General features: G+C 39.5%; 18 protein-coding genes. 2 read left to right on the plus strand and 16 right to left on the minus strand.

Annotated features, from left to right (window positions below):
* Nucleotides 1-65: 65 nt before the first annotated feature.
* From ACQ334_RS14255 to ACQ334_RS14280, 6 genes are all read right to left on the minus strand, one after another.
* Nucleotides 66-2,852: a T9SS type A sorting domain-containing protein gene (locus ACQ334_RS14255; RefSeq protein WP_430988907.1), complete on the minus strand. Its 2,787-nt coding sequence runs from the start codon at nt 2,850-2,852 to the stop codon at nt 66-68.
* 128 nt (nt 2,853-2,980) lie between these two features.
* A complete protein-coding gene (locus tag ACQ334_RS14260; RefSeq protein ID WP_430988908.1) occupies nt 2,981-3,511 on the minus strand; it encodes a phage tail protein in 531 nt (176 codons plus the stop codon).
* 29 nt (nt 3,512-3,540) lie between these two features.
* Nucleotides 3,541-4,062 carry a phage tail protein gene (locus ACQ334_RS14265; RefSeq protein ID WP_430988909.1) on the minus strand — a complete coding sequence of 174 codons (522 nt, stop codon included), beginning with the start codon at nt 4,060-4,062 and terminating at the stop codon, nt 3,541-3,543.
* A 25-nt stretch (nt 4,063-4,087) separates the two neighbouring features.
* Entirely contained in the window at nt 4,088-4,612 is a 525-nt protein-coding gene (locus ACQ334_RS14270) for a phage tail protein (RefSeq protein ID WP_430988910.1), read from the minus strand.
* A gap of 170 nt (nt 4,613-4,782) precedes the next feature.
* Entirely contained in the window at nt 4,783-5,721 is a 939-nt protein-coding gene (locus tag ACQ334_RS14275; protein ID WP_430988911.1) for a methionyl-tRNA formyltransferase, read from the minus strand.
* A gap of 3 nt (nt 5,722-5,724) precedes the next feature.
* Complete coding sequence (locus ACQ334_RS14280) at nt 5,725-6,858, minus strand: ABC transporter substrate-binding protein (RefSeq protein ID WP_430988912.1); 1,134 nt, start codon at nt 6,856-6,858, stop codon at nt 5,725-5,727.
* Between the two features lie 241 nt (nt 6,859-7,099).
* Between ACQ334_RS14280 and ACQ334_RS14285 the strand changes: the two genes are divergently transcribed.
* The gene (locus ACQ334_RS14285; RefSeq protein WP_430988913.1) at nt 7,100-9,397 is read left to right on the plus strand and encodes an FG-GAP-like repeat-containing protein; all 2,298 of its coding nucleotides are present in this window, start codon (nt 7,100-7,102) and stop codon (nt 9,395-9,397) included.
* 7 nt (nt 9,398-9,404) lie between these two features.
* Here the strand turns inward: ACQ334_RS14285 and ACQ334_RS14290 are convergent, their stop codons facing one another.
* From ACQ334_RS14290 to ftcD, 5 genes are all read right to left on the minus strand, one after another.
* A complete protein-coding gene (locus ACQ334_RS14290; RefSeq protein WP_430988914.1) occupies nt 9,405-9,965 on the minus strand; it encodes a hypothetical protein in 561 nt (186 codons plus the stop codon).
* 40 nt (nt 9,966-10,005) lie between these two features.
* Nucleotides 10,006-10,551: a hypothetical protein gene (locus tag ACQ334_RS14295; protein ID WP_430988915.1), complete on the minus strand. Its 546-nt coding sequence runs from the start codon at nt 10,549-10,551 to the stop codon at nt 10,006-10,008.
* Nucleotides 10,552-10,584: 33 nt separating this feature from the next.
* A complete protein-coding gene (locus ACQ334_RS14300) occupies nt 10,585-11,484 on the minus strand; it encodes a hypothetical protein (RefSeq protein WP_430988916.1) in 900 nt (299 codons plus the stop codon).
* A 148-nt stretch (nt 11,485-11,632) separates the two neighbouring features.
* Nucleotides 11,633-12,499 carry an alpha/beta fold hydrolase gene (locus ACQ334_RS14305; RefSeq protein WP_430988917.1) on the minus strand — a complete coding sequence of 289 codons (867 nt, stop codon included), beginning with the start codon at nt 12,497-12,499 and terminating at the stop codon, nt 11,633-11,635.
* A gap of 153 nt (nt 12,500-12,652) precedes the next feature.
* On the minus strand, nt 12,653-14,299 hold the full coding sequence (gene ftcD, locus ACQ334_RS14310; protein WP_430988918.1) for a glutamate formimidoyltransferase: 1,647 nt from the start codon (nt 14,297-14,299) through the stop codon (nt 12,653-12,655).
* Between the two features lie 202 nt (nt 14,300-14,501).
* Between ftcD and ACQ334_RS14315 the strand changes: the two genes are divergently transcribed.
* Nucleotides 14,502-15,797 (plus strand): acetyl-CoA hydrolase/transferase family protein, encoded by a 1,296-nt coding sequence (locus tag ACQ334_RS14315; RefSeq protein ID WP_430988919.1) that lies wholly within the window; start codon nt 14,502-14,504, stop codon nt 15,795-15,797.
* A gap of 145 nt (nt 15,798-15,942) precedes the next feature.
* Here the strand turns inward: ACQ334_RS14315 and ACQ334_RS14320 are convergent, their stop codons facing one another.
* The 5 genes from ACQ334_RS14320 to ACQ334_RS14340 all read right to left on the minus strand — a co-directional run bounded on the left by ACQ334_RS14320 (nt 15,943) and on the right by ACQ334_RS14340 (nt 21,487).
* Nucleotides 15,943-17,256, minus strand: a complete 1,314-nt coding sequence (locus ACQ334_RS14320; protein WP_430988920.1) for an amidohydrolase family protein — start codon at nt 17,254-17,256, stop codon at nt 15,943-15,945.
* Between the two features lie 39 nt (nt 17,257-17,295).
* Complete coding sequence (locus tag ACQ334_RS14325) at nt 17,296-18,675, minus strand: UDP-N-acetylmuramate--L-alanine ligase (RefSeq protein ID WP_430988921.1); 1,380 nt, start codon at nt 18,673-18,675, stop codon at nt 17,296-17,298.
* Complete coding sequence (locus ACQ334_RS14330) at nt 18,672-19,898, minus strand: TCR/Tet family MFS transporter (RefSeq protein ID WP_430988922.1); 1,227 nt, start codon at nt 19,896-19,898, stop codon at nt 18,672-18,674. The genes ACQ334_RS14325 and ACQ334_RS14330 overlap by 4 nt, the downstream gene beginning before the upstream one ends.
* Before the next feature lie 47 nt (nt 19,899-19,945).
* Nucleotides 19,946-20,416, minus strand: coding sequence for a hypothetical protein (locus ACQ334_RS14335; protein WP_430988923.1), 471 nt, complete (start codon nt 20,414-20,416; stop codon nt 19,946-19,948).
* 141 nt (nt 20,417-20,557) lie between these two features.
* Nucleotides 20,558-21,487, minus strand: coding sequence for a hypothetical protein (locus ACQ334_RS14340; RefSeq protein ID WP_430988924.1), 930 nt, complete (start codon nt 21,485-21,487; stop codon nt 20,558-20,560).
* Between the last annotated feature and the right edge of the window lie 40 nt (nt 21,488-21,527).

Below are 21,527 nucleotides of genomic sequence, written 5' to 3' on the forward strand. Positions count from 1 at the left end.
GTATGCTAAATGCACACCTGCGTTTAATGATAAAATAAAGAATAGGTTCTCTTAAAAGCTTTTACCTACTGAATCATAATCTTTCTTATTTCAACTGCATCACCGGTAAATATTTTTACCATATACATACCTTTTGCCAACGCAGCAGGCAGACTGATTATAAAACTGCCGGTGCTATTATTTTTATTGCTCCATACCACTTGGCCGGCAATTGTAGTCAATTCCATTTTACGGGCAGTAATATTTTGCAGGTTCACTTTTATGTTTTCTCCTTGTTTAATAGGGCTTGGGTAAATTGTAATTTCCTGTGTGTTGCTGCCTGTTTTCACAAATATGATATCACTGTAAGTTAGCTTACCATTTTTATCAGTCACCTGCAACCTGTAATAATACTTGCCGGTTGTTATACCTAACGGATCGTTATAGTTAAACAATGTTTTAGACAGGTCTCCCTGTTGTGTATTGATCGTTACAAAATTGCTGCCTGTTGTACTGCGTTGCAATTCAAAATGGCTGCCTTCTTCAGGTTGTGCAATTTCCCATTTTACAATTGCCGTATTATTATTCAGCTGTGCAGTAAATGAAATTAATTTTATGGGTAAAACAAATGGCCTGGTTTGTATAATAAAACCACTGAAACCAGCCACATCCACACTTACTTCCCACCTGCTGAAACCTGCGTTCCAAACAATATTAGCATCCGGAGGATCCAGCACAACAGCACCAGAAGAATACGATGCAGGCAATCCTGTACCATTACCACTGCTGCCAGTGTATTTACCTATGCGTAAATTGGCTTTGCCTGCTGCATCTGCAGGGCCGGTTGGCAGGTTAAGTGCACTACCGGCATTGGCATTAAAATTATCAAACTCTGCCTGCGAAAAATAAAGTGTTACTGTTCCGGTAGCTGTTGCCGCACCGGTAGCAGGTGTAACCTGGTAATGCCTTTGCACAAATGGTAAGCCGCCCACTGTAGGCACTGCACCTTCTACCCATACCTGACTGGTAACATTACCCGAAACCGGTAATGCACCCGATGGCGCTACTTTACATACTGCGGCACAGGATGCAGCGTAATAGTTATTATTGGAAGTATTTACCGCCTGCGTTACGGTATTATTAGCAGATAACGATGGTGTAGTAGCTGTAAGTAATGCACCCGTACTGTTAGTGCTGCCGCAACCGCTACCGTTTGATGCCACCAGCCTGTAATACCTGCCATTTACTGTGCTGTTATCAGAAATGGTTAAGGTATTGGAAGTAACCCCGCTATAGATGCCTGTGTTGGTAAGTGTTACCGGCGACGAAAAACCTGCGGTAGTACTTTCCTGCCACACCACGGAAGTCTGGTTGGTGGCCGACGCAGTAAACGATACTGCAAGGCCTGCGCAGGAAGTTCCTGCCGATGGATTGCCGCTGATAGAAGGCGCTAAAACCACTGTAAGCGATGCTTTTGCAGTAGCATCATTATTAGGTACATTATCTACTACAGCATTTGCACTGCCTGCGCCACCTGTTACACCAGCAGTGTACGTAACTGTAGCTGTTCCACTTGCCTGTATAGTAGCCTGTGCACCGGAAAGCGAGCCCAATACTGCATTTGTAAAACTGATAGGCTGGCCGATTATAGCGCCCAGGTTAGCAACAGAAATGGCTTCTGATGCTGAATTAGATAAAAAACTACCGGTAAATGTAGTGCCGGAGCCGGTACAAAGATTAGCTGCCGCTGACGAAGCTTTTAACTGCAGCCACTTGGTAGCAGTAATTGTTCCGGCAGGAGTACCATTTACAACACTAACATCATTTGCACCAGGACCTGTATTTACACCCCACCAGTTATTGTCTGCAATAATTGCTTGTGGCTGTGATGCGCTGCCACCTGTTTCATAAATAGTATTTCCACTAGCGGCGTTGGCTGCAGTATTGTTAAAAAAGCGGTTATAGCTAACCGTTGATGTACCAAACGAATTGCAGATTGCACCACCGCCCACACCAAAAGTATTAGCCATTGTCTGGTTGGTAATAAAAGTGCATTGTGTTATTGAATAAGTACCTGCAGTTCCGTTGCCGGTAGTATATATTGCACCACCGGGTCCGCCGGTATTAGTACCTGCTGCCCCGCTGATGGGCCCTGTTTTATTACTAGTGAATTTGCAACCTGTAATAGTGCAGGTTCCCTGTCCGTTATAACTGATAGCTCCCCCACCGCCACCGGTATAGTTATTGGTAAAGTCGCTGTTAGTAAGTGTAAAAGTATGTACACCTGCGGCACTTACTAATAGAGCTCCCCCGTTTCCTACCTGTATATTAAAATTGTTTACTGCTATATTAGAGAATGTAGTTACAGATCCTACACCACCCGCCTGTACAGCACCTCCGCCCCCGCTAATAGTTCCCACCGGGCCGGCGTAGTTCAATGTAAGGTTATTCATCACAAAAGTAACAGCATTTAACCCCGTACTGAATATACGGTTAGCTGTGGTTTGATTAATAGTAAGTACGGCTTTACCGGGGCCGTTTAAAGTGATATTATTACCCACGGCTGAGTTACCTACTGTTATCTGGCCTAATGAAAGATTAATAGTGGTAATGCTTGCCGGAATGGTGATAATATGCGTTCCTGCCCTTTGTGTTGATGCTTCCATAGCTGATCGCAAAGTGATTTGATTTGAAGCATCCAATGCATTTACAGTTGGGCTTGTTGCATGTGTATCTGCATTGGATGTTAAAGTGTAATCCTGCGCAGTAATGCTGTTGGAAAAAACTATTGCAATAAAAAAAAGCAATGCCTGTTGTTTGATATTACCCGTAACCCGGGAAATAACCTGGAGCGTAAAGTGTAAATGTTTCATAATTATAAGGCTTAAATTGATCTGGAAAATATTTTGTTTTGGACTATCCAAATAATTCATGCTGGTAAATGGTAATACAAAAATTACGTTGGTTGTAATTCAATTACAACCAACGTAATAAAAAACAATTAAGGCCTTTGCGGAAAAACACCTTGTAATGCAATACAATAATTCATAGCCACATAAGGCGACATATTATTATGCGGTGCACTGATTCCCGTGTTAGCTAGTTGCTGAAAGTTCATGGCAACCGGTGCTGTTACGGTGGCACTATACAACACATTGGCCCTGCTATCGGTACCTGACGCAGCGAGTACATTACCTGATGTACCGGGATCAGTACCTGCATCATTAAAACAATTAACGGGATGGGTATGCGCAGGCATTTCACTGCTTAACAATGATACGTTGGCCGAACCTACTGTTTCTCCGATTACATAATCGGTTAAACCACTGCCCTGCCCTTGCCCTATTGCCGTCTGCCCCTGCAGGTTAGGTAATGCAAAATTGGAAGTTCCGTTACCGCCATAGGTGGTGCCTATTAAAGAAAACAAAGCCGTGTTAGAAGCAATAGCGAGCAATTGCCCGTTACATTGTGCCCAGTTCTTTGGTGCAAAATTGCATCCGAAGACTCTTATTTCTGCTATAAATGCATCCATAAAAAATATTTTTTGTTGTTGATGTATAATTAGTTTCTTGAAGGAAAAATACCCGATAGTGCAATGCAATAATTTAAAACGAGGTAGGGCTGAATATTAGCATGTCCCTTGCCCCCTGTATTTAAACCAATAAAGTTGGCAGCCATTGGTGTATTATTCTGGGCATTACTGAATAATTGTGCGGTACCGTTTTGTGCCAGCAGGTTACCGTTAGCGGTAGTTTGGTCTGCATTGGCAGAACTGGCCATCATTGTGTGGGTATGCGGCCCCATTTCAGGTACCGAAAGCGTATGATTTTCTTCTCCGGCTACCTGCCCTTGTACATAGGTGCCACCACCGGGTGCCTGCCCCATGCCTATGGTAGTGCGCCCCCTGAGATCGGGTAGTTTAAAAGTACTAATGCCATCACCACCATACGTGGTTCCTAAAAGGGAAAACAATGCCTGGTTCTGGCTGATTGCTAAAGTTTGCCCGTTGCATTGTGCCCAGTTTTTTGGAGCATATGGAAAAGCGAAAATCTGTATTTCTGATATAAATTGTTCTGTAGCCATAGTATAATTTTTTTAGAATGATCAATTAACTCTGTGGTGGATAAATTCCCTGTAATGCAATAATGTAATTGATTGCCAGGGAAGGCATAATATTGGAGTGTGGCAACCCTCCGCCTGTTGAATTAGCAATTGCAACCGGGCTCATTACGGAATTTGCGGATGCGCCGGGAATATACTCCGATAAAGTGCTTTGAGCCGCAAGAAAATTGGCGTTGGGCACATTGGTTCCCGCAGTGGCCGAATTACTCAATACGGTATGAGAGTGTGGCGGAACCTGCCCGGGCAGTAAGGTAACACTTTCTGTTCCTGCCATCTGCCCGATAACATAGGTTGAGAGCCCGGCGCCCTGGCCCTGGTGAATTGGCATTCTGCCCCTCAGATCGGGCAAACCAAAAGTAACCTGGCCATCGCCGCCATACGTTGTGCCAATCAGGCTAAACAAGGCATCGTTCTCCGAAATGGGTAGCAGGGAGCCATCACAAAATGCCCAGCCAACGGGTGCAAATGTGCCCCCGAATAAAATTACATTTCCAATAAAAGGATCTTGCATAAAAAAAGGGTTTATAAATGATGAATTTGAAACGTGTTTAAATAAAGCCACGAAAAACAAAATTTATCTATTCAAAAAACTATCAGAAAAATCCCCTTTGGTAAGCTGGTAAATCTAATAATTTAATATTAATAAATAAACATCTATTTTTAAAAGTGCATATCTTCTGGCTATGCCGCACCTAACCTGGCACCAGGCATGATCCCAAAATCTTTTAAACGGCCAGCCATTAAAAATCCTTCATCCATATATATCATCCTTACTACCATCGCCTGTCCCGCTGCTGTAGCCACTTTCATCCCTTTCTCGTCAATAGAGATTATGGTACCCGGTGCTTCGTCAGTTAAAGGCAGTAAAGCATCATAGTCGCCATCCAGTAAGCGTATTATGTTTTGGTTAAGATGGGTTACCGCACCTTTATTCCAGGGATTGCAGGCGTTTATCAATGCAATTATTCCGGCAGCATCCATCGTCAACCAGTTGATTGTAATGTCATCGGCAGATTGCTTTTTATAAAATTTTGCCCTGGCATGATCTTGCCGGCGTGCAGGAACACTATTACCAAACCCGGCCATTTTCAATAGTGTTGTAACCATTCCCGAGGCCAGTTCGCCCAGTTTTTTAGACAGCATGCCGTAGGTATCAGTAACGGCTAAGTGCATTTTATCAATCATTACTATCGGCCCCGTATCAAAGCCCTCATCCAGTTTATGTATACTGATGGCAGCGTAAGGTTCCTTATTTTTTATCTGCTGAAATATGGGATCGGGCCCCTGGTAAGCAGGTAGCGGCCCCGGATGAATATTAAAAAACCCCTTGGGTGGCAAGGTATAAACAGCAGCAGGTATTTTATAGCTGAACGTAAATACCAATCCTAATGCGGGTGTGTGTTTTTCTATCACCAGCTGTAATTCGCCAACAAAATTCTTTTTGTTCACCACCACTACCGGAACGCCACTATCTTTTAAAAGCAATTGTACCTGCGCTGCAAAAGCAGTGCAGTGCTGCGGAATAACCACGGCAGCAATTTGCTGATGAAACATCATATCCCGTACCACCGGAATGGCTATGCTGCTACCACAAATTAGTATCGCTTTTATTTCACTCATAAATTAATAACATAAATAAGTATTCGTCCAGCCGGTAACAGCTCCTTCTGTTGGCATAGTTGTAAAAGCCTTCCATTCATTATCTACATTGTGTATCCATTCTATTTGCGCAGCATCAGCTCCGGCTTTTAAACTATATTTTGCTACCGGGGCAATATAAAATTGCGTTTCACTATCAAGTTTTAATATTCCCCTGGGACTGCTTATAGTTTTTGTTTTTAAATGATCCACTACTGCATCTACATTGGTAACTGTACCTTGTTGCCATATTGTTTCAAGAATCATCCCCGTTTCCCAACCCAATAAAGAAAAAATAGTGGCAGGTCTTGTACAGCTTTTTACAAACAATAAGCTGGTTTCATTTTCCATATCTGTGTACCATGGTAAATAACCAGTGATGGTGCAGGATGATTTTTTTATTGTACTGTTCAATAGTTTTGATGACAACATCATGGGAGACACAAAAAGATGCAATGCTGATGCCGCCGCATATTGATCGAGTGATGAAAAGAATAATGATGCAGGCTTTTCATCAAATACGCAAAGCAGGTTTTTACAATTGGCATTTACTGATAAAAAATCGGTGAGTTGCTTAATCTCAAATCCATCATCATAGGCCTGGTTGTTGATATAATTATGCCGGATAGTGCCGCCTTGCTCCATAAAATTTTTAACCATTGCTGCGGTATGCAGGTACCCGCAATCGTAATAACTGGTAGCCAGTACTGCATGGCCATTTGTACTTGCAGCAGCCAAAGCCCCGGTGAGCCAGCAAAGGAAGGCATGCTGCAAGTTCAGGTGAATTACATTTGGCTGTGTGATCCAGTTAACGGGATAATTGGCTCCCGGGTTTATTACCAGCATTAGTTTACCGGTAGCTTGTATTAAAGGGTAAAGAACGGGCAATACTTTTTCATCTACATAAGCAATCAATATATCCACCTCATCGCTGATCAGTAATTTTTCTGCTTTCTGGTACACTTCTTTTTCTACACCCCCAAAAGCAACACCTTCTTTTATAAAACTAATACTATCTGAAACCCCTTGTTGTTTAAGGAAAGTTTGCAACCCATCCATAAAGTCTGCCCCAATACCAGGGTGTGCAGTAGACAATGGAAAGAGTATTCCTGCTTTCATATAAAGTTGCTATCTGATTAGTATTAAAAAGTAAATGTAGAATCTTGTAGGAATATTATTACCCGTAGAAATACCTGTTTACAGACGTTACAGGCATATTTTTATTGCGGGCAAAATACTAAAGACACCTAAGGGGTATTCTTTTTCAATTTTCATAAGGCCTATTAAAAAGGGATTAGCGGCAAATGCCGGATATGGGAATATATTATTTTTGTGTTTAGACAAAACTAATTGCACAAACATGACTGGCACCAGACAAAATAAAACAGCCTTTGCTGTTGCTATTTTCACATTACTGTTTATAAAATTATTTACTCCTGCGGCTAATGCCCAGCAATTAAACAATACCATCAGCAAAACCGAGGAAGCAAAGCTGGAAAAACAAATGATCGATTACCTTGAAGCTATGCGTTTGCGCTTAGACAATCCGAATAACTCTTTTGCAGCCGAAGCTAAAATTAAATACTACGATTCACTGTTACCTGTAACCAAAGAACCTACAGCAAACCTGAACCTGGTTTTTAAAAAAGCACAGGCTTTACTGGAAGCAGGCCGTGAGCAGGAAGCGGTTATTTTATTTGACCGCATTGCAACATTTGTAAAAGATGTACCGCAGTCACGCAAGTTTGCAATTCCATCACTGGCACTTGCATATATGCGCCTGGCCGAAAGAAACAATTGTATCAACAATCATTCTGCAGATGCCTGTATTATGCCCATACAAGGCATGGGTATTCACAAGGATAAATTACCGGCAGAAAAAGCCATTGCGCTTTTTGAAATGTCTTTAAAAGAAGATCCCACTAACCTCGACTCCCGCTGGCTGCTGAATATTGCATATATGCTTACGGGTGGATATCCTGCCAAAGTTCCCAAAGCTTTTCTTATCCCGGGATTAGATGCTAAATCAAAAGTTGCCGTTACGCCTTTTAAAGATATTGCTGCCGATCTAAACCTTGATATTAAGAACCGTTCCGGCGGCATGATCATTGATAATTTTAATAATGACGGTAACCTGGATATGGTATCATCGGCATGGGGACTTGATGACCCGATGCATTATTTTAAAAATAATGGCGACGGGACATTTACAGATGTATCCGAAATATCCGGGATCAGTAAATTTAAAGGCGGATTAAACATTTGCCAGACAGATTATAACAACGATGGCTTCCTGGATATTTTTATTTTACGTGGTGGATGGCAGGGACAAAACTTTGGATTAGAGCAACCTAATTCATTAATAAGAAATAATGGCGATGGTACTTTTACAGATGTTACTTACGAAGCAGGAATATTTTCTGAACATCCCACACAAACCGCCACATGGAATGATTTTAATAATGATGGGTGGCTGGATCTGTTTATAGGCAATGAAACAATGGCTGCCGATCATCCCCACCCCTGCGAATTATTTATCAATAACAAAAACGGTACGTTTACCAATATGGCTCCCGCAATCGGGCTGCAGGTTATTGGTTATGCAAAAGGTGTTACTTCCGGCGACTATGATAATGATGGCTGGGCAGATATTTTTGTATCCACACTGGGCGGGCAAAAAATTTTATTACACAATGAAGGTGCAAAAGGTAATGGCCTTGCATTTAAAATGGTATCCAATGAATCAGGGTTTGCCAATTCTGATTACAGGACTTTTCCAACCTGGTTCTTTGATTACAATAATGATGGCTTCCTGGATATTTTTATGTGCAACTATGAATTTGACAGGGCACTTTCTTTTTACGCTGCTAAAGAAGCATTAAATCCTTCCTCCGATCCGGCAGGTAAAGTGATGCTGTTCCTTAATAATAAAAACGGCACATTTACCAATGCCACTTCTACTATGGATGTGAACCAGACCTCATTTGCCATGGGTGCTAATTTTGGAGATATCGATAATGATGGCTATATCGATTTTTATTTAGGTACAGGTAACCCTAGTTATCAGTCTATTATTCCCAACCGGTTATATAAAAATATTGAAGGCAAAAATTTTGTTGACGTAACCACTACTGCAAGAGTGGGCCAATTGCAAAAAGGCCACGGTGTATCATTTGCCGATATTGATAATAACGGCACACAGGATATTGCTATTGATATGGGGGGCGCTTATGTTGGCGATGCTTATAATACGGCATTGTATTTTAATCCCGGCCAGGGCAATAATAACTGGATCAGTTTAAAAGTAGAAGGCACTAAATCCAACAAGCAAAGTATCGGTGCAAAAATTACCGTTTCCATTACAGAAAACGGCAAACAAAGAATGATGTACCGGGAAGTGAATTCCGGCGGTAGTTTTGGTTGCTCTCCATTGCGCCAGACTATTGGTATTGGCACCGCAACAATTATTGATGAAATAAAGATCAACTGGCCGGCATCTGGTATTACTCAAGTGTATAAAAATGTTACGCCCAATCAATACTTAAAAATTACTGAAGGCAAACAGGAAGCAGAACCTTTTATGCTTAAACCAATTGTATTCAAAACAGCTCCGGCCGGGATGAATCATAGCATGCATAACATGATGAATATGCAGTAAGGTAATGTTATTGACGTGCTTTAAATTTTAAAGTTTTAAAAGCTTGCAAAAGTAATTTTTCATGATTACTATCAAGGTTATTAGCATTAAGTTGAAACCTGATTTTATACTTACTGTTACTTAACCATAAGGAATCAAAATAAATACCTGTTACACCAAATCCGGGATGAATAGGGATAAGGATTTTAGCTGGCCGACCATCAATAGTATCCCATTCAACCCGGCATTTTTTTATTTTTTTAACCCAGGATGAATAATCTTCATCAGGTGATGGAATATTGCCAGCCTTTACATCATCATACATGGTGTCTTTTAAATTTACCCTAACAAAATCGCTGAGATTGCTTGAATACAATCCCAGATCGAAATTGGCTATATACACAGAATCAATCAATATTCCGCCTACATACGAGTCTACTCCCCGGGAATGAAATATTTGCCAGTCCTTTGGTGTCTCTATCGTAAAACTTTCAAAATCGAGTATTTTGTTACCAGTAACCGGACTACTTTTTTTATTAGTGCAACTGCACATCCATACTAGAAAAATTAAGTGTAAGACAGTTTTCAATATGGGGAATTTTTGAGCCAATCGTTTACGTTTTGGTTTTTTATACTAAACTTAATTTCTCTTCTGCAATTGCTTTTAAATGATTGAAGGTCTCTGCTCCAATCTCAAGTTCAGAAATGCAGGTGGCGCTATAAATATTATCTGCCGGTATCAGGAAAATTGATCTCTTGTATAAAGCGTAAAATCCAAATACCTTCCACTCTATTTCATATTGATCTTTGCTGGTGCTGAAAAATAATTTCTCCTTATCAAAAGCCATTTGATGTTCAGTGTTATCGGCTAATTCGCATTTAATGGATTTCCTTTTCCATTGTTTACGTTTATAATATTTCCATACTATAGGAACTGCAATTAATACACCTGCGGGCACAACTATAAAAGTCAGGGAAATTCCAACAACTTTTAAGGTAATAAAGCTTTCGCTACCAGTAAAGAATATCAGCCCCAAAATTAGTAGTACCCAAATAAGCAGGTATAAAGGCAAGCGACGTATAGGTGAATAGGTGATTCTAAACTCCAATCGAATCAGAAAATCTAATTGTTTGGAATACTCTTCAATTTTTTTATTTACAGTTATAAGTTCCAATACGATCTAAATAAAGTCTGGAGTTTGGTGCAATTAGTCCTGTTTTTGCTCTTTAAATATACTTTCTAACGTTTCTTTATTTTTAGTGTATTTATAAAATATCCTGTCTTTTAAGATTGAGCCTAGTAATAAATCTTTAATGTCTTTATCTTTTGGATTTTCTTTATTAAGACAGATCAGATGAGATAAAAGCAGGTCGTAAAACTTATCAATATAATAGCTCTTGTAACTTTGTTTTCCCTGGTCTTCCACTATCAGCATTTCAAAATCAGGAAAATTAAGGTCGGTAAACTGGTAGTAATTAAGTCCGTTGAATTTTGGAAATTTCAGAATGTAATCGTAAGCCTTTTTTGTATTGGCGGGCTTTACAATATTCATATATCCCCAGATTTCACTGCCGCAATACCGCATACATTGCAAAAAGAATATCCCTTTTTCTGTGTCATTAGCAAGATTGTAACTATTAAGTTTGAAATCAATTTTTGAAAAATTAAAAGGCTTGATCTTATTGCCTGCTGCAGCAAATAGCATCGAATAATAATTATCTACCAGTTCGTTTTGAGGAATACCGGCTTGTTTTAAACTATCTGCCAGTGTATAATTATCTGTCGGCATTTCTTTCCTTACATTGGAGTTAATGGCCTCTGCGATATAAATAAATTTTAACGTCGCATTATCGGGAAGTGTAAGATATTTTTCTTTTAAAAGATCATTATCTGTGGAAATTGTCTGTACAATAAAATCAGAGGCCGGCTTTAAATTCTCCGGAACATTATTTTGCAGATCAGTTACAAATCCTTTGGGTGGTTCATTACGAAACATAAAATTTTTGTACGCTTTGCCCAGTTCAATTAATTTTTGATTTTCAGTTGACTGTCCGAAGCTGAAGCTGGCAATAAAAGTTGCTAATATTGCCAGGAATGTTTTGTTCATAGTTACAGTTTTTTTTAATTTTTAATTCAGGTAACAATTAAACAGGTTTGATAAATTGCGGCTGCAAACATGATGTTGTATCCATATCATTGTTTACCATTATGCAAAACCAGTTTGCAATTGTGATTCAATTCTTTAAAGGTTATCCTCAATCCTTTACTCCAAATAAATATTTTGTATCTGGCCTGTAATAAGGTTTGTTGAAAAATCTTTCTACAGTAGCATTAAACAATTCGGGGTCTGTCTCCGGCATCATGTGTGTACCACCGGGAAAAATGCAGAGCCAGGCTTTTTGCAGGTTCTGGTAAATCTGTAATGTATGGGCTTCTTTAATTACATCTTTATCGCCGCCTAATACCAATGTTGGCGCCTTAATAGTATGCACCTGTGCTAAGGAAATATGCGGTTGTTTACCCAGCAAGTCGTTTAGCTTTTTGTATTTGGCAAAATTGTAAGTTGTATCTTTTTTAGCGATCACGCTATCCAGGTAATGATTACTCTGGTCTACCATTTTAATGGCCCATTCATATACGGCGCTGCTATCCGGTTGCAGGTTAGCCCCCATTAATGCCATCATCCTCACTTTATTAGGGTGACGGATAGCCATCAGTAAACTTTCAATACCACCATCGCTCCAGCCAATAATGTACGCAGAATCAATATGCAGTTGATCCAGCAATGCCGACCAGTCATCGGTGATCTGTTCGTAAGTTAATGCGCCTTTACCCTCTTCAGATTTACCTTGTGCCCTGCTATCAGCAACAATCACTTTGTATTTGGTTTTAAAATATTCAATCTGGTTAGCCATCGATTTTACACTGCCCCCATTACCATGTATCAATACCATCGGCATGCCTTCGCCATAGGTTTCATAATACATTTTGATGCCATTTACTGTAGCATATTTTCCTACTGCAGGGTTATTGCCGTAAGGCGTGGAAAATGTTTTTTGTACCTGGGCAAAATTGGTTTGTGCTGCCAGGCAAATGCAAATGAATACAACTATTTTTTTCATGAAAAAGGTTTTAGCAGCATGTTATTTTTAGCCGCATTTAAAATTAGGAATGATGATCTATAAAGAATGGGTGATCTTTTATGAATTGTTTATTATGAGTCATGAAATGTAAACACGACAACAATAATCCTTCCTACCTGCCATTTGCTGTACTTAAATACCGATCTTCTCATTTACTATTTGCAATACTTCTGTTTCCGCTGCAATAATACTGTCTTCAATTGCTTTTCCTTTGGCAATAATATCAGTAACATAATTTTTATCATTATAACCACTTGCATTAATGCGCACATTCATAAATGCGCCCATTACCGCACTACGTATACATAAAGCACCCACACCTGCATCACTAACAGAATTTGGATTACCAATTGCAGCCATTGCTTTTACCAGCTCCATGCTGGCGGCTGCAGTCTGCATTACTTTAAAAGGTATTTCAATGGCGAATTTTGTAGCGGCCTGTATTGCTTCGGTACGTTTTGTTTTTTCATCTGCTGTAGTTTTTGGTAAAGCAAATGCTTCCATAATTTTGTTGAATGCCGCAGTATCTGCATCCACTAATTTCACCAGCTCGTTTTTGTATTGCTGGCCTTTAGCCGCCCAATCACTAAACTCTTCCCAACGTTCATCCCAACCTTTTTTGTGAGAAGACAGGTTAGCCACCATTGTTGCCAACGATGCTCCTAATGCGCCAATATAAGCGGCAATAGAACCACCACCCGGTGCAGGACTTTCGCTGGCCGTTTCATCAGCAAAATCGTTCAGTTGCATGTTTACCAATTTGCTATCGGCTTTATTGGCTAATAAATATTCAATGATCCTTTCTTCGGGTTTAAAAGCCCCGAGTTCATCCAGCCCCATCGATTTAATGGCGATCCTGATCAATTCTTTTTCACTCACACCAACGCTGCGTTGTTGTTTTTGTAAAAAATATTTACCGGCATCCAGCATTGCTTTTAAAGGAATCAATCCTACCAGTTCACTTCCGGTAACTCTTATACCTCTTGCTGTAGCTTTGTTGCACACTTCATCAAAGGCAATATGTACGGGGGTAATATTTATATTGGTAAGGTTCATGGAAATTTGCGCCACACCATATTCTTCAATAAACCAACCAATAGCTTTCACGCTTTTTAGAGTACCCGGCTGATTTATTTTAACACCGTTTTTTTCAATATTTCGTCCTGCTTCACGTACATCAAATGCAATGGCATTGGCACGTCGTGTGGAAGTAGTATTTAAATTGATATTATACGCTACTAAAAAATCTCTTGCCCCAATAACAGTTGCACCCCGTTTGGCATCAAATTCTGCAGGGCCAAAATCAGGTGCCCATTCTGGTAATTTTATTTTTTTAAAGAAGCCTTCATATTCGCCTGCACGGATCACCGATAAATTGCTGCGGTTTTTATTTGGTTGTGCAGCTTCGTAGAGATAGACGGGGAGCTGGAGCTCCCCGATACGCTTTGCTAATTCTTGTGCATAGGCTGCAGTTTCTTCCATGGTAATGTTAGCAATGGGTATCAGCGGACAAACATCTGTTGCTCCCATACGAGGATGCTCGCCTTTATGTTTGCTCATATCAATTAACTCACCGGCTTTTTTAATGGCCAGGAAAGCAGCTTCAATAACATTAGCCGGTTCGCCAACAAAAGTGACTACTGTTCTGTTAGTTGCTTTACCGGGATCTACGTTCAGCAGGCGTACTCCTTCTGTTTTTTCAATTTCATCAGTTATTTGTCTGATGATATTGAGATCGTTGCCTTCAGAAAAATTGGGAACACATTCAATAAGTTGCATAAGTTAGTTGTTAGATGTCGTTCGTGAAACGTGAATAGTGAATCGTAAATCACCGCTGTTTGCTATCCGTAAAAATAGTTTTTCTTTATGTTGCGGCAAAGAAACCAGCGGCGATATTATTTTAATCATATCCCGGCATGACAAAACTCTGTTTTTTAGATTTTGAAATGCCGCATTTTTGCGGTAATAAATGTAAAACAATATGATTCATCCCTACAATTACGTTTCTGCACAAGAAGCACTATCCATTATCCAGAGCGGCATGCGTGTGTTTATGCATGGCGGCGTATGTACACCCCTGCACCTGCTGCATGAATTAGCTAAAGAAAGCCATCGTTTAAAAGATGTTGAACTGGTTTCCATTACTGTAAAAGGCGATATAGAAATAGATAAGCCGCAATACCAGGATGCTTTTCATATTAATTCTTTGTTTGTTTCAGCTGCAGTTCGTGATGCTGTTGCAGAAGGCAGAGCAGATTTTGTACCCGTATTTTTAAGTGATATTCCTGACCTGTTTAAGAATAAGATACTGGAACTGGATGTTGCTATCGTGCAGGTTTCTCCTCCAGATATTCATGGTTATTGTTCATTAGGATTAAGTGTAGATATTGCCCGTGCCGCAGTGGACAGTGCCAAACAGATTATTGCACAGGTAAATCCACTGATGCCCCGTACACATGGTGATGGCATGATACATACCGACCGTTTTACAAAAATGGTTTTTCATAAAGCTGACTTGCCCGAAGAAAGTTATGGCAGTAAAGTGGGTGAAAATGAAATGATCATTGGTAAAAACATCACTAATTTAATTGATGATGGCAGCACTTTGCAAATGGGCATTGGCACCATACCTGATGCAGTGTTACGGTATTTAACCAATCACAAAGACCTTGGCGTGCATACCGAAATGCTAAGTGATGGCATTATTGACCTGGTAGAAAAAGATGTGATCAACAATAAAAAGAAAGCTATTCATCCTAATAAAAATGTAACCTCATTTGCACTGGGCAGCAGAAAATTATATGATTACCTTAATGATAATCCGTCCTTTGCATTTTTAGATATTGATTATGTAAATGATCCGCATGTAATACGCCGTAATCCTAAAGTGATTGCCATTAACAGTGCCATTGAGGTGGATCTTACCGGGCAGGTTTGTTCTGACAGTATTGGTAAATTACAGTTCAGTGGTATTGGCGGGCAAATGGATTTTATGCGTGGCGCAGCATTAAGCAAAGGTGGTAAACCTATCATTGCATTAAACAGCCGTACCAACAAAGGTATTCCACGTATTGTGCCGTATTTAAAAGAAGGTGCAGGTGTAGTTACTACAAGAGGCCATGTGCATTATGTGGTTACTGAATATGGTGTAGCGTATTTATTTGGTAAGAATTTAAGGCAGCGGGCAAAAGCATTAATTGATATTGCACACCCTGATGACAGGGAAATGCTAACGCAACATTGTTTCGACCGCTTTAAAATATTCCTGAAAGACTAGTTTTCCAACGCAGAGAAAATGAGAAGCAGAAAATTCGCAGAGGTGAATAATAAATCGTTGCGTCAACTCATTTTCTCTTTCTCTCTGCGTTAAATAATAAAGGCCTAAAGAGCTGTAGTCGGTGCAGATATTTTTTTTGTGATGATTAAAGAAATTGTCCTTTGATCATTACTTTATCAATCAGGTTATTGCCAAAAGCATACGGTAGATAGGCCAATGAAGGTATAGGTTTTGTAAAAATAAGATTAGCTTTTTTACCTATGCTAATACTACCCACTTCATGTTGTAATTCCATTGCATAAGCACCATTGATAGTAGCTGCATTGATGGCTTCTTCGGGCAACATTTTCATTTGTATACAACTTAAGGCTACCACAAAATTCATATTGCCACTGGGTGATGAACCAGGATTGTAATCGGATGCTAAAGCAATGGCACAATTATTATCAATTAATATTCTTGCTGGTTGATAATTCATTCGAAGAAAAAATGCAGCAGTGGGTAACAAGGTACCGATAAGGCCGGGTGGGTCACTCCTTAAGAGTGGCTCACCCTGGCCTGATGAGCGGGGTAACTCACCCATTTGGGGTGAGCCACCCTGCCTCAATAATGTAATATCAGTTTCAGTCATTGTTTCTAAATGATCAACAGAAATAGCATTTAATTTTATTGCCGCTTCAATACCGCCAATAGAATTCAACTGATTGACATGAAGTTTTGGTTTTAATCCATAACTCATTCCTGCTTTGCAGATCGTTTCCATTTCGTGGGGAGAAAAGAAACCCGTTTCACAAAAAACATCAATATAATCAGCCAATTTTTCTTTAGCAATCACAGGCAGCATTTCATTTATTATGAGATCAATATAACCCTGGTGATCTTCTTTATATGCCTGCGGATAAGTATGAGCACCCAAAAATGTTGCTTTGATAGAAAGATCAGATTGTGCTTTCAGTTTTTTAATTACCCTAAGCATTTTTAATTCGCCTTCTACCGTTAAGCCATAACCACTTTTTATTTCAATCGCTCCTGTACCCAACTGGCTTACTTCTTCCAATCTTTTCCAGGCATGTAAAAACAAAGCTTCTTCGCTGATTTCATTTAATTTATTGGCAGAGTTTAAAATGCCGCCGCCTTTGGCAGCAATATCGGCATAACTCATGCCTTTTATCTTATCAATAAATTCTTCTTCCCTGCTTTTTGCAAAAACTATATGCGTATGGCTATCGCACCAGCAAGGCAATACTAATTGTCCTGCTGCATCAATTATAGCTTTGGGTAATTGAGGCACTTTTAATTCCAGCTCGTACATGGCACCATATTCTGCAATGATGCCGTCTTCAATTAAAACAAAAGCATTTTCTATTGAAGGAAGGTTGGCTAATGCAGCACCACGAAGAAGTGTATGCTCTTCTCTTGTGCCAATAAGTTGTTGTATGTTGGTGATTAAGGTTGTCATTGTTATCGTGCCTGTTTTCAACATGGTCAGAAGAGGGCGTCAGACCATGTTGAAAACAGATTTGCTAAATGTTTCTAATGAAGGATCCCTGGCACCCATCAATAATAAAACGGCATTACCTGCCAAATGTGGCCTTACAGTTTCCACAAAATTATTTCTGTCTTCAACAAAAAATGCCTGTTTACCCAATGCTTTAATATCAGTAATTAAATCATTAGCTGAAATATCTTTTACTGCTGTTCCGCCGGCATAAAAAATTTCACTCATCCATATTTCATCCTGCGGCCTTAGTACATGAGCTAGTTCTTTTACAAAATCCTGTCGTAAAAATCTTGTGGGGCCATAACCATGCGGTTGAAACCAGGCAACTACTTTATCGGCCAATGGCTGACAAGATGCAATGGCGGCAGCACATTTAACAGGGTTATGTGCATAATCATCAATTACCCAAACCCCGTTTTTATTGCCGAGGATCTGATTGCGGCGATAGATGCCTTCGTATTTTTTTAATGCTTCGGCACAAGTACTTAAACCAACACCTAATTGATTAGCTACTGCCGTTGCAGCTAAAGCATTTTCCATGTTATGTTTTCCGATGGCGTGAATAGTAAATGGGGAGTCATGAATGGTGAATGCTATCTGAAATCCCTCTTGTTTAAAATTACGGGTTACATAACCTGCACCACTTTTTTCATCCGATGAAAAATCATGTTGTATATTCTGTGATAATTGTTTTGCCAAAGCATTAGACTGGTTGACAATAAAAATATCTTTAGTATTCTTTTTAAATGTGCCGAATATCTGCATCAGTTCATCGATCTCCTGGTGGTCTTTATCAATATTTAATAACAGGCCCACTTCGGGATAGTATTGTACAATGCTGCCATCGCTTTCATCAGCTTCAATTACCAGCCACTCTCCTGCACCTACTTTTGCGTTACCAATTTTACCCTCTTTAATAATACTGGTTAATCCTGCGCCACTGATAATGCTGGGTTGCATGCCGGCATGTTGCAAAATATCAAACAGCATAGCACTCGTAGTACTCTTACCGCTGGTACCGCCCACAGCAATTGTTTTTTTACTTTTTGCAATCAAAGAAAGCACTTCACTTCTCCTTAAAATAGGAATATTCAACTGCTTTGCCTTTACCACTTCTGCCACGGTATCTTCTATAGCAGTTGATACTACTACCAGGTCAGTTTCCTTAGTGATACCATCTCCGTTTTGTACAAAACATTTTATTCCTTCCGCTTCTAATTTTTCTTTTGTTTCATTGTATTCGCCATCTTTAAAATAACGGTCGCTGCCACCCACATTTTTTTCTATGCCGGCAAGGTATTGTGCAATAGCGCTCATACCTACACCAGCTACGCCAATAAAAAAAATGTTGTTGAAATTTTTTATATCGTTGCTCATACTGGTTGAATTGTTTTTCCCGGGTGTAATGTTTTAAAAGCAACGACAGCTGCTGCTGTCATTAATATGCACCCCAAAAAGAAAGGGGCACCTGGTAAATAAATTGGCGCACCCTTCTTTGTAAAAAAAGAAAACAGTCCATTCATTATAAAGGGTCCGACGATAGACGCTAAGCTCATTACACTCGTAAGCGCTCCTTGTAATTCTCCTTGTTCGTTTGGAGGAACTTTACCCGCCATAGTGGCTTGCAGTGCCGGTTGTGCAAGCCCACCTAAGCAGTACGGCACTAAAAATACAAACATCATCCAGCTTTGATTAGCTAACCCAAATAATATCATTCCCAGTGCATACAGCGTTAGTCCAAGATAAATACTTTTTTCATTACCAAGTTTAGGATTAATAATACGTGTAAGGCCTGCCTGAACTAAACCAACCAATACACCTACTACAGTTAATGAAATGCCTACCATTAATTCTGTCCATTTAAAACGTTCAATAGTAAAATAACTCCAGTTACTCATTACTGCATGGGCAGCAATATATAAAAGTAACATACTAATGATGAGCCCGCCTATTGAAGGAAATTTTTTGAGCTTTTTCAGCGAGCTTACCGGATTGGCTTTCTTCCAGTTGAATTCCCGGCGGTTTTCTTTGGATAAAGATTCTGGTAAAACGAAATAACCATAAGCCCAATTTAATAATGCTAAACTTGCAGCAGCATAAAAAGGCATTCGCTCACCAAAATGGCTGATGACACCGCCAAGCAAGGGGCCTATAATAAATCCCAGGCCAAATGCGGCACCAATCATACCAAAATTCTTTGCCCGGTTTTCAGGAGTGCTTACATCGGCAATATATGCTGAGGCTGTTGTAAAACTTGCACCCGTAATACCAGCAATGATTCTTCCAATAAATAGCCAGCTATAAGAGGGCGCCAACGCTAAAAAAAGATAATCTATACCAAAACCAAATAATGAAAATAAAAGAACCGGCCTGCGACCATACTTATCGCTCAAATTACCGATTATCGGAGAAAAAATTAATTGCATGAATGAATAAGCAACGGTAAGCCACATGCCATATGTAGCCGCAGCACTCACACTTACTCCCTTTAATTTAGATATGAGCCCCGGCATTACCGGAATGATAATCCCAAAACCTATAACATCAATTAAAAGTGTAATAAAAATAAATCCAATAGCTGCCTTTCCTTTTGTTGCCATAAAATAGGTTGATTATTATTTCGCTAATTTAAAACTAAGTTACAATACTATAATTTGTTTATTTCACGCAGGTAATCATATTGCAGGTCTTCGTGCAAAGTAGCAATTGATTTGGTTATTTTTTTAAGCTGGTTGTTGTAGATGTTTGATAGTACCGTATTATTGCTGATGTAAATATTCGCTCCCTTCATCCTGGTACAGAAATAAATCAGTAATTCAATTTCAACAGCTGCAAGCCCGCTGTACCGTATATACTTACTGGTAGTGCGTAATATTTTACGCAATGTCTTTTTTACAAAATACACATTGCTCTTATTCATCTCTGCAAACTGTGCATCTATTTCAGCCTTTACACTTTCAATATAAGCAGCAGTATCGTGGGCTTCAAAAAGTAAATAGGTCAGCAGTTCTTTATTCTCTTTTTTAAAACGGGCAAGCCTTACACAAAGTTCTATTACCCTGGCCGGTGGTGTTTCCGATAATTCCTGTTTTAATTCATTGATTGTTGCTGCTTTCATCCTGCTAAAATACAGCGTTTAATTTTTTCTGCTTTGGTTTTGTAGAAGTTAAGCAGAAAAATGTAAATAAGGTTTGCAGTTTATCGCACAACAGTTTTACAAAAAAAATGGCATAAAATGAACACTGCTGAAAGAAAGAATTTACGAAAGGGTTTTATTAACCTTGCCGATCAATACACCATTATGATATACCTGCATAATGTAATTTCCCTTGAGGTATTTATCTGCAGTTAAAGAAAAATTAAGTTGTTTGGCCTCTCCTTTGGCAGTTTCGCAACGTAGTTTACAGGAGTATATTTTTTTATTTCCTTCAGCTGTTTCAAAACTACCCGATTCCCAGGCCGATTTTTGCAAAACCTGCCCATCGGGTTGCACTACTACTATCACAATATCACATTTGCTGCTCATGTTACTTTTAACAGTAAATGACCCTACCAGTTTTTCTGTTTGCCTGGCTTCATTAGTTTCCTGCTGATCATTATTTGCCAATGCCGAAAGATTAAGGTTGGCAGCACTTAATGACATGGCATTAACTTTTGCAGTAAGTGTTTTATTCTCTTTCTCCATCAGCCTGGAGTTATCTTCTATATTTTGCGTTTCTTTCGACATCTGCTCCAGCAATGCTTTTAATTTAGCATTTTCATTCTCCACATCAGTATTGCGGTAACGCAACTGTGTTACTTTTTGCTGCAGTTCGCCAATTTTTTTTCTTGCCATATCAAGGTCCCCAGCGTTGGGTGCCTTGGCTTGTAAAAGTGTAGCTATTTCGTCCCTTAACCTGTAAAATTCTTTTAAGTTTATATCCAGGTTTCCTTTTAAAGAATCTGCATAATACCATGCAGTATCCAGGCGATTATCTAATCCATTCAATGTTACCTGGTAAATTTTAAGCAGCGAATCCCTGGTGCTATCGGGTATCGTTGGTGCGGCATTTTTTGCAACCTGCGTTTTAGTATTATCATCCTGTATCTGATGATAATACTGGTAGCCCCATGTGCACAATAATATAATGGACAGAAGAAACAGAACCGACGATAACAATAAAAGTGATAATGATTTGGTATCTCTCATGAATTCCTGAATGTATTAAGGATGAAGGCTGATAGAAACA

Origin of the sequence: Ferruginibacter sp. SUN106 (genome assembly GCF_050611765.1) — a bacterium.
GTDB lineage: Bacteria > Bacteroidota > Bacteroidia > Chitinophagales > Chitinophagaceae > Ferruginibacter.

Coding starts and splice junctions, on each gene's coding strand:
- ACQ334_RS14255 (WP_430988907.1), bottom strand. CDS start 2,852: ATGAAACATTTACACTTTACGCTCCAGGTTATTTCCCGGGTTACGGGT.
- ACQ334_RS14260 (WP_430988908.1), bottom strand. CDS start 3,511: ATGGATGCATTTATAGCAGAAATAAGAGTCTTCGGATGCAATTTTGCA.
- ACQ334_RS14265 (WP_430988909.1), bottom strand. CDS start 4,062: ATGGCTACAGAACAATTTATATCAGAAATACAGATTTTCGCTTTTCCA.
- ACQ334_RS14270 (WP_430988910.1), bottom strand. CDS start 4,612: ATGCAAGATCCTTTTATTGGAAATGTAATTTTATTCGGGGGCACATTT.
- ACQ334_RS14275 (WP_430988911.1), bottom strand. CDS start 5,721: ATGAGTGAAATAAAAGCGATACTAATTTGTGGTAGCAGCATAGCCATT.
- ACQ334_RS14280 (WP_430988912.1), bottom strand. CDS start 6,858: ATGAAAGCAGGAATACTCTTTCCATTGTCTACTGCACACCCTGGTATT.
- ACQ334_RS14285 (WP_430988913.1), top strand. CDS start 7,100: ATGACTGGCACCAGACAAAATAAAACAGCCTTTGCTGTTGCTATTTTC.
- ACQ334_RS14300 (WP_430988916.1), bottom strand. CDS start 11,484: ATGAACAAAACATTCCTGGCAATATTAGCAACTTTTATTGCCAGCTTC.
- ACQ334_RS14305 (WP_430988917.1), bottom strand. CDS start 12,499: ATGAAAAAAATAGTTGTATTCATTTGCATTTGCCTGGCAGCACAAACC.
- ftcD (WP_430988918.1), bottom strand. CDS start 14,299: ATGCAACTTATTGAATGTGTTCCCAATTTTTCTGAAGGCAACGATCTC.
- ACQ334_RS14315 (WP_430988919.1), top strand. CDS start 14,502: ATGATTCATCCCTACAATTACGTTTCTGCACAAGAAGCACTATCCATT.
- ACQ334_RS14320 (WP_430988920.1), bottom strand. CDS start 17,256: ATGACAACCTTAATCACCAACATACAACAACTTATTGGCACAAGAGAA.
- ACQ334_RS14325 (WP_430988921.1), bottom strand. CDS start 18,675: ATGAGCAACGATATAAAAAATTTCAACAACATTTTTTTTATTGGCGTA.
- ACQ334_RS14330 (WP_430988922.1), bottom strand. CDS start 19,898: ATGGCAACAAAAGGAAAGGCAGCTATTGGATTTATTTTTATTACACTT.
- ACQ334_RS14335 (WP_430988923.1), bottom strand. CDS start 20,416: ATGAAAGCAGCAACAATCAATGAATTAAAACAGGAATTATCGGAAACA.
- ACQ334_RS14340 (WP_430988924.1), bottom strand. CDS start 21,487: ATGAGAGATACCAAATCATTATCACTTTTATTGTTATCGTCGGTTCTG.